Genomic DNA, 8,122 nt, shown 5'->3' on the forward strand with positions numbered 1-8,122 from the left:
CGCCCGCGACGCGGCGCGCTCGACGGTGCGAGGTTCCGCACGCGGTGCGACGGTCGGCACCTCGCACCGTGCGTGGAACCTCGCACGGTGCGGATCGCCGTGCCGACCCATGCCGACACCTCGCACGGTGCCGTTCGGTCAGCTTGTGGTCGCGAGGAGGTCCTCGACGTCCGTCAGGACCGCCTCGGGGGTGACCTCGTCGACGAAGGACGGGTCGTGCTCGCAGCGTTCCGCCGTCCACCCGACCTGCGTGACGTCGATCCCGCACACCGGGCACCGGGTCACGAACGACATGTGGACACGGTGCCGGCCGCGGTCGAACGGCCCGGCGTTGACGACGTTGCCGAACCAGAACACGCCGACCGTCGGGGTGCCGACCGCGACGGCGAGGTGCCGCGGTCCAGAATCGTCGCCGACCATCACATCGGCCGCCGCGAGCACCACGGGGAGCTCAGCCAGGGGCAGGGTGCCGACGAGGTCGTGCAGGCGTGCGGTGTCCCCGACCTCGGCGAGGATCGCGTCCGCAGCAGCCCGGTCCGAGGCGTCGCCGACGAGGACGACGTCGTCCCCCGCCGCGAGCCGCTCCCGGGCGACCGCCGCGAACCGCTCGGGGCTCCAGCGACGACGGGGGTCGGTCGCACCGGGGTGCAGCGCGACGAGCCGGTGCACGACCCCCATCCGCTCGCGGACGGCGGCCCGCTCCGGCTCGGTCACGAGGACCCGCGGGTCGAGCGTGACGGGAGCGGCGCCGGCGAGTGACACGACCTCGAGTCCGCGGAGCACTTCGTGCTGGTAGTACACGTACCGGACCCAGCGCTCCAGGACCTCGGCGTCCTCGGTAGCGGTGCCGACGGTGTGCCGGCCGCCGAGTCCGAGCAGGAACGGGTTCGAGTTCCGCCCGCCGCCGTGGAGCTGCACGGCGAGGTCGAACCGCCCGTGCGTCCTCGCGTCGAAGTCCGCACGGCTCGGTGCGGAGTCGCCGGAGTCGCGGACGCCCGGGGCGACCGGCAGCTCCTCGAAGGCGTGCACGGACGCGGTGCGACCGGCCAGCACGGCCGGTGCCACCGGGGTGCCGAGCAGGGTGATGCGGGCGTCCGGGTAGGCCGCGGCGAGGGCGTCGAGCGCGGGCACGGCGAAGAGCAGGTCGCCGAGTCCCCCGCCTCGCAGCACCGCGATCTCGTGGACGTCGTCGAACCGGGGACCACCGTTGCCGATCAGTTGCACCACTCGTTCCTACCCACCCCTCCCGAGTGTCCGTGTCCGATGGTCGAGAAGCGCGGTCCCGTGTGCGCGCACAGGCGCTCCGGAGGAACGTGCGAATCCCGTACGGAAGGACCCGCATGACCCTCGCCCCGGAAGCCCCGAACCCCGCCACCGCCACGTCCGACCTGGTGGTGACCGACCCGGTCGACGGTTCGGTAGCCTCGACCACCCGGCGCTCGACCGAGGACGAGGTGCGTGACGCGGTCGCGCGTGCCCGAGCGGCTGCTCCGGGTTGGCGCCGCACGGCTCCGGCGGAACGCGGCGCCCTGCTCCGAGCCGCGGCCGAGCACCTGCGCTCCCACGCGGACGAGCTCGCAGCGCTGAACACCCGGGAGACCGGCAAGGTCCCCGGTGACGCGCTCGGCGGGGTCGAGGCCGGCATCGGCACGCTCCTGCAGTACGCGGAGCTCGGGCCCGTCCACCGCGGCGAGGCGCTCCGGGGGCAGCACGGCGCCGCCGACTGGACCGTGCCGCACCCGCGGGGCGTCGTCCTCGCACTGACGCCGTGGAACGACCCGGTCGCCGTCGCCTGCGGCATCCTCGGCGCAGCGATCGTCACCGGCAACACCGTGGTCCACAAGGGCTCCGAGCGCAGCCCCGCGACCATCGCCCGCCTGAACGCACTCCTCGCCGAGGTCCTGCCCGACGGCGTCCTCGCCGGTGTCGACGGCGACGCGGCCACGGGTGAGCTGCTCCTCGAACAGGACGGCATCGACGTCTACGCGCACGTCGGGTCGACCGCGACCGGCGATCGACTCTCCGCGGTGGCCGCGGTGACCCGTGCGCACGTGGTCCGCGAGAACGGCGGGAACGACGCCGTGGTCGTCGACGCCGACGTCGACCCGGCCTGGGCTGCGTCGCAGGTCGCACTCGGTGCCTTCGCGAACACGGGCCAGATCTGCACCAGCGTCGAGCGCGTGTACGTCCACCGTGCGGTCGCCGACGCCTTCGTCGCCGCCCTCGTGGCGGAGGCCGACCGCCGCACCGCGGCACCCTCGGCTGAGTACGGGCCCCTGGTCGACGACCGGATGCGGGACGCCGTGCACGCCCAGGTCCGCGAGGCCGTCGACCGCGGCGCCGTCCTCCGCACCGGCGGCGTCGTCCCCGGGGGGCCCGGATCGGCGTACCCGGCCACCGTCCTCACCGACGTGGCCGACGACATGAGCGTGATGACCGAGGAGACGTTCGGCCCGGTCGCCCCGGTGCGCGTCGTCGACTCGTTCGACGAGGGCCTCCGCCTCGCAGCGGCCGACCGCTACGGCCTCGCGGCGACGGTCCTGACGAACGACACCGGCAACGCACTCCGCGCCGCGGCGGAGCTCCCCGTCGGCACCGTCAAGGTCAACGCCGTGTTCGGCGGCGCCCCGGGCGGCAGCGCGGAACCCCGTGGGGCGTCGGGCTCCGGGTTCGGGTACGGCCCGCACCTGCTCGACGAGCTCACCACGACGACCGTCGTCCACCTCGAGCCCGCCGGTGGTGTCCGGTGACCGCCGACGTGCGGCTCGTCCGCGACCTCGTGGCGCGCATCGACGACCGCGAACCGCTCGTCGTCGTGATCGGAGACGGCATCCTCGACCGCTGGACCGTCGGCGAGGCCGAACGCCTGTCGCGCGAAGCACCCGCCCCGATCGTCCGCGTGACCGAGAGCATCGCCGTCCCCGGCGGCGCCGCCAACACCGCCGTGAACGCCCGTGCGCTCGGCGCCCGCGTCCGCATGGTCGGCTACGTCGGCGACGACGAGTCCGGACGGACCCTGCGTGACCGGCTCGACGCCGCCGGGGTGGACACGTCCTTCCTCGTCGAGGTGCCCGGTGCCCGCACCACCACGAAGGACCGCATCGTCGGCGGCGACCGCGTCGTGGTCCGCGTCGACGACATCGCGGCACCGCCGGACGAGGCCGCCCGGGAGCGCTTCGGCGCGGCCGTCGCCCGAGCCGTCCGCTGTGCCGACGCCGCCGTGGTGTGCGACTACGGCCTCGGCGTCGACCCGGAGACGGTCGTCCCGGTGCTCGACAGCGACCGTCCCGCGGCCGTCGTCGTCGACGCACACGACCTGACCCGCTGGGCCGGGCTCCACCCGGACCTCGTGACGCCGAACGCCGGCGAGACCGCTGCGCTCCTCGCCCACGTCGCCGGGACCCGGTCCCACGACCTCGGCCAGGGGTCGTCCCGGGTGACGGCGGTCGTCGACGCGCGGGACGCGGTCCTCGCGGCCACCGGGGCCCGTGCGGCGGTCGTGACCCTCGACCGCGACGGCACCGTGCTGCTCGAACCCGACGCCGACCGGGCCTTCCGGACCCGTGCGACGCCCGCCGCCGAACAGCAGGCGTCCGGCGCCGGTGACACCTTCTGCGCCGGGGCCACGGTGGCGCTCGCCGTCGGCGCCACCCGTCGGCACGCGGTGTCCTTCGCGCAGGCCGCCGCGGACGTCGTCGTGCGCGAGGCGGGCACCTCGGTGTGCTCGGCCCGCGCCCTCGTCGACTCCGTGACCGCGCCCGCCGAGACCGTGGTCGACCACGACGAGCTCGCGGACGCCGTCGCCGCAGCCCGCGACGCCGGTCGCCGCATCGTCTTCACGAACGGCTGCTTCGACGTCGTCCACCGTGGGCACACGACGTACCTGCGCCAGGCGAGCGAGCTCGGTGACCTGCTCGTTGTGGCGCTGAACGACGACGACTCGGTCCGTCGGCTGAAGGGGCCGGAGCGGCCGATCAACACCGCGGAGGACCGCGCCGGCGTGCTCGCGGCTTTGGCGTGCGTCGACCTCGTCACCGTCTTCGCGACCGACACCCCGATCCCCCTGCTCCGACGCATCCGACCGGACGTCTACGTGAAGGGCGGGGACTACTCGCCCGAGATGCTCAGCGAGACCGCCGTGGTGCGCGAGTACGGCGGCGAGGTCGTCATGGTCGACTACGTCGCCGAGCACTCCACGACCGCCGTGGTGCGGCGCATCCGCGAATCGTCGTGACCGCGCGCTGGTCCGGTGACTGGGCTCGGCCTCGCGTCGACGGGGCCGAGCCCGAGGTGGACGTGCTCGTCCCGACCGTGGGCCGGTCGGCCGAGCTCGCGACGACGCTCGCGGGTCTCGCCGCGCAGGTGGACGTGGACCTCCGGATCGTCCTCAGCGACCAGTCCGCGGACGGGGACGCCGCCGACCGGCCGGCGGTCGCGGCGATGCTCCGCGTCCTGGAGGCGCAGGGCCGTCCCGTGACGCTCCTCACCCACCGGGAGCGGCTGGGTCTCGCCGAGCACCGGCAGTTCCTGCTCGACCATGCCACCGCGCCCGCTGTGCTGTTCCTCGACGACGACGTCTGGCTCGAACCGGGCAGTGTGCGGCGGATGCTCGACGCGCTCCGCACGCTCGACTGCGGCTTCGTGGGCTCGGCGGTCCAGGGGCTGTCGTACCTCGCCGACCGGCGCCCGCACGAGACCGCGGTGTTCGAACCGTGGTCGGACGGTGTCGAGCCCGAGGTGGTCCGGCGCGGCACCCCGGCCCACGACCGCTGGTCGCTCCACAACGCCGCGAACCTCGCGCACGTCGCCTCGGACCTCGACGTCGAGCGGGGCGGCTGGGTGCCCTACCGGGTGGCCTGGGTCGGCGCCTGCGTGCTCTACGACCGCGAGCGGCTCGAGTCCGTCGGCGGCTTCCGCTTCTGGCCCGAACTGCCGCCCGAGCACGCGGGCGAGGACGTCGTCGCCCAGTGGCGGGTGATGGAGCGGTTCGGCGGTGCCGGCATCGTACCGTCGGGTGCGGTGCACCTCGAGTCACCGACGACGGTCACCGACCGCCGCGTGGACGCACCGGACGTCGTCTTCCGCTGAGCGCGGCGCGGCGTACCGCGGGACGGACGGGAGGCCCGTGGCGAACCCGCCACGGGCCTCCCGTCCGCAGTCAGCGCGTCAGCGCACGCGCACCTGCGCGGTCGCGACCTTGCCGGTCTGCACGCCGGTGAAGGTGAGCGCCGTGGTGCCGCGCTCGGCGCGCCACGTCGTGGACGCGGTGCCGTTCACCAGGTCGAGCGTGCCGAGGTCGGTGTCGCCGAGCTGCACGCGCACCTGGCGGTCGCCGGCGAACCGGCTGCCCGTGACCGTGATGCGCTCGCCACGGCGCGGCGACCGGTCGGACACGTCGACCCGTGCGCCGCGGCTGAGCGCGGCGACGTCCTCCGACAGGCCGAGGCCGTCGCGGATCGTGAAGAACGTGTCGGTCTGGTCGGAGAGCCCGACGACGTTCGCGGCGCCGGGGCCGTACGCCGCGATGCGGACCTGCGTGCCGGTGTGCTGCTGCGAGCCGCCGGCCGCCGCGGTGCCGTACGAGACCTTCATCGTGGTGCCGTCCGCCGTGACCAGCGCGGTGGAGAGCGCCGCGGGCGGCGTGTTGTCGACGATCTGGCTCGAGTGTGCGTGGTCGGCGGTCGCGATGACGAGCGTGTTGCCGTCCCGCTTCGCGAACGCGAGCGCGGCCTGGACGGCCTCGTCGAAGTCGATCGTCTCGCCGATCTGGCCGCAGGCGTCGGCGGCGTGGTCCTGCTTGTCGATGCTGGCGCCCTCGACCTGGAGGAAGAAGCCCTTCTTCGCGTGCTTCTGCTGGAGGAGGTCGATCGACTTGTTCGTCAGCGACGCGAGCGAGAGCCCCGTGTCGAGGCGTGCCGGGTTCGGCGTGCAACGGGTCGGGGCGGCGTCGGCTCCACCGACCGTCGCGGTGGTCGGGGCGTAGCGCGTCGGGAAGTTGCCCGGCGTGAAGAGCCCGAGGAGCGGCTGACGCTGGTCGGCCTTCCGCACCGCGGCGAGCCCGGCTGCGTCGTCGACGAGCTGGTAGCCGCGCTCGTCGGCCTGCTCGAAGAGGGTCTTGCCCTCCCACTGGCCGGCCTTCGCCGTCTGCTGGAAGCTCGCCGAGCCGCCGCCGAGCGTGACGTCCGGGCGGGCGTCGAGCAGCTGCTCGCTGATCGAGCCGAGGCCGCCGGCCTGCAGGGCGTCGGTGCCGCAGGCGGCGGTGTCGGGGCCGTAGCAGGAGCGCGAGCCGACGTGCGCGACCTGGACCGCCGGGGTGGCGTCCTGGATCTCGGCGGTGGAGACGTCGCCGGTCTTGTAGCCGTTCGCCTTCGCGAGCTCGAGGAGCGACTGCTGGGGCTTCCCGTCGACGTCGACCGAGATGGCGCCGTCGTACGTCTTCGTGCCGGTCGCCCAGGCGCTGCCCGAGGCGGCCGAGTCGGTGACGTAGTCGGGCTTGCCCTTGTTCTCGCCGCTCTTCACGAGGGAGTACGTGGTGTACGAGCCGGTCATCGGCAGGGCGTCGAGGCCGGGGAGCCGACCGGCGGCGCCGTACTGGTAGTTCCGCGCCACGGTGATCTCGGAGTCGCCCATCCCGTCGCCGATGAGCAGGATGACGTTCTTCGCACCGGCGTTCTGGATCGCCTGGCGGACGCTCCGGGTCTGGTCGCCCTGGTGCCGGGCGGCGCCGCCGTGCTGGTTCAGCGCGAGCTGGGCGACGGCCTCGGCCGTGCCCGGCAGAGCCACGGCGCCGACGATGACCGCCGCGCCGAGTGCGAGCGCCGCGCGGCGTCGCTTGGTCGTGTGCTGCATGTGGTGGATCCCCTCTGGACGTGCCCCGAACGGGTGCCATCAGAGGATGGCTGTGCAGCGGTACAGGCTCGTGAACGCGCCGCGACGGGCAGGTGAACGGCGAGGCTGCGCGGGCGGTGGGCCCGCTCAGCAGGACGTTCCCCGGACGGTGCGCGCGGTCAGCCGCCGATCTCGACCTGTTGGCCGGCGTCGTCCAGGTCCAGTTGCACGACCGACCGGGCCCGCTCGACCCACGGACTCTCGGCGCACCCGATCCAGAGCGTCCTGCACGGCTCGCCGCCCGCGACGCACCACTCCGCCGCCCAACCGATGACGGCCTCGGCCAGTGCCTCACCGCGGTCGGCGAAGACGAGCGAGGCGACCCGGGACGGCCGGCCGCTCCGGACGAGCCAGGTGACGCTCACACGGGGCGGTGCCGGTAGGATCCGGACCTCGTCCTCGAGCGCGACCTCGACGAACACCTGTCCGTAGGCGGTGTCCGGCAACTCGACGAGCTGGCGGTGGATCTCCGGCAGGTCGTCGGCGCACCCCGCGACGAGCACGTGCTCGGCGGGCGGCTGCCGGTTCCTCGTCATCGGAACACCGTAGGGCTCGTGCGCGCTCACGACAAGGGGTGCGTGGTGGACCGGGTCAGGGCGGGCCCGAGTTCGTGGGCGAGGAACGACCACATCCACTCGAGCGCGACGGCGTTCGTCAGCTCGGGCACGCCCTGCTGGATCTGCGTCGCGACGCCGTCGCTGTACGCCGCGAGCTTGAGGGCGACGGTCTCGGGGTGCGCCGACGCGGCGAACACCCCGGAGTCGACACCGCGACGGAGGACCCGGACGAGGCAGGCCTCCCAGACTCGGATCCGTTCGGCGTACTCGGCCGCGACCTCGGGCCGCCGGACGACGGCGGTCCAGTAGTCGGACCAGACGCGCCAGTGCTCGCGGACCTCCTGCCGCTCGGCGAACAGGGGCTCGACGAGCATCCGCACCGCACGCGCCGGGTCGGGTTCGGCGTCGACGGCCTCGACGATCGCACCGTAGAAGCGCTCCGTCTCGAGTACCACGACCTCGTTGAGGATCTCGGCGACGCTGTCGAAGTGGTACGTGACCGTGCCCACGGACACCCCCGCCTCGGCGGCGATGTCGCGCAGGCCGGTGGAGCCGACACCGCGGCGGACGATGACCTCGCGGGCGGCGGTGACGATCATCGCGCGGCGCACCTCGGGGCGCTGGCGGGCCCGGTTCCGGGTCCGGTCGACCGCGTCCGCGGCCGACCCGCCGGACGC

Annotated in this window: 7 protein-coding genes; 3 read left to right on the forward strand and 4 right to left on the reverse strand. The window is 74.2% G+C overall.

Annotated elements, in window-relative coordinates:
* Positions 1-138: 138 nt before the first annotated feature.
* Entirely contained in the window at positions 139-1,224 is a 1,086-nt protein-coding gene (locus ACSW7Y_RS14550; protein WP_438126961.1) for a glycosyltransferase family 9 protein, read from the reverse strand.
* Positions 1,225-1,340: 116 nt separating this feature from the next.
* Here ACSW7Y_RS14550 and ACSW7Y_RS14555 point away from each other — a divergent pair, with 116 nt between their 5' ends.
* The 3 genes from ACSW7Y_RS14555 to ACSW7Y_RS14565 are packed head-to-tail and all read left to right on the forward strand — an operon-like array spanning position 1,341 to position 5,088.
* On the forward strand, positions 1,341-2,750 hold the full coding sequence (locus ACSW7Y_RS14555) for an aldehyde dehydrogenase family protein (protein ID WP_438126962.1): 1,410 nt from the start codon (positions 1,341-1,343) through the stop codon (positions 2,748-2,750).
* Entirely contained in the window at positions 2,747-4,234 is a 1,488-nt protein-coding gene (gene rfaE2 / locus ACSW7Y_RS14560; protein WP_438126963.1) for a D-glycero-beta-D-manno-heptose 1-phosphate adenylyltransferase, read from the forward strand. Before ACSW7Y_RS14555 ends, rfaE2 begins: the two co-directional genes overlap by 4 nt.
* The gene (locus tag ACSW7Y_RS14565) at positions 4,231-5,088 is read left to right on the forward strand and encodes a glycosyltransferase family 2 protein (protein ID WP_438126964.1); all 858 of its coding nucleotides are present in this window, start codon (positions 4,231-4,233) and stop codon (positions 5,086-5,088) included. The genes rfaE2 and ACSW7Y_RS14565 overlap by 4 nt, the downstream gene beginning before the upstream one ends.
* A 78-nt stretch (positions 5,089-5,166) precedes the next feature.
* Here ACSW7Y_RS14565 and phoA read toward each other — a convergent pair whose 3' ends face one another.
* From phoA to ACSW7Y_RS14580, 3 genes are all read right to left on the reverse strand, one after another.
* Positions 5,167-6,849, reverse strand: a complete 1,683-nt coding sequence (phoA, locus tag ACSW7Y_RS14570) for an alkaline phosphatase (protein ID WP_438126965.1) — start codon at positions 6,847-6,849, stop codon at positions 5,167-5,169.
* 158 nt (positions 6,850-7,007) lie between these two features.
* Positions 7,008-7,424, reverse strand: a complete 417-nt coding sequence (locus ACSW7Y_RS14575; RefSeq protein ID WP_438126966.1) for an SIP domain-containing protein — start codon at positions 7,422-7,424, stop codon at positions 7,008-7,010.
* A 26-nt stretch (positions 7,425-7,450) separates the two neighbouring features.
* The coding region (locus ACSW7Y_RS14580; protein ID WP_438126967.1) for a TetR/AcrR family transcriptional regulator at positions 7,451-8,122 on the reverse strand (672 nt) is incomplete at its 5' end.

This window comes from Curtobacterium flaccumfaciens, from assembly GCF_051548005.1.
Lineage (GTDB): Bacteria > Actinomycetota > Actinomycetes > Actinomycetales > Microbacteriaceae > Curtobacterium.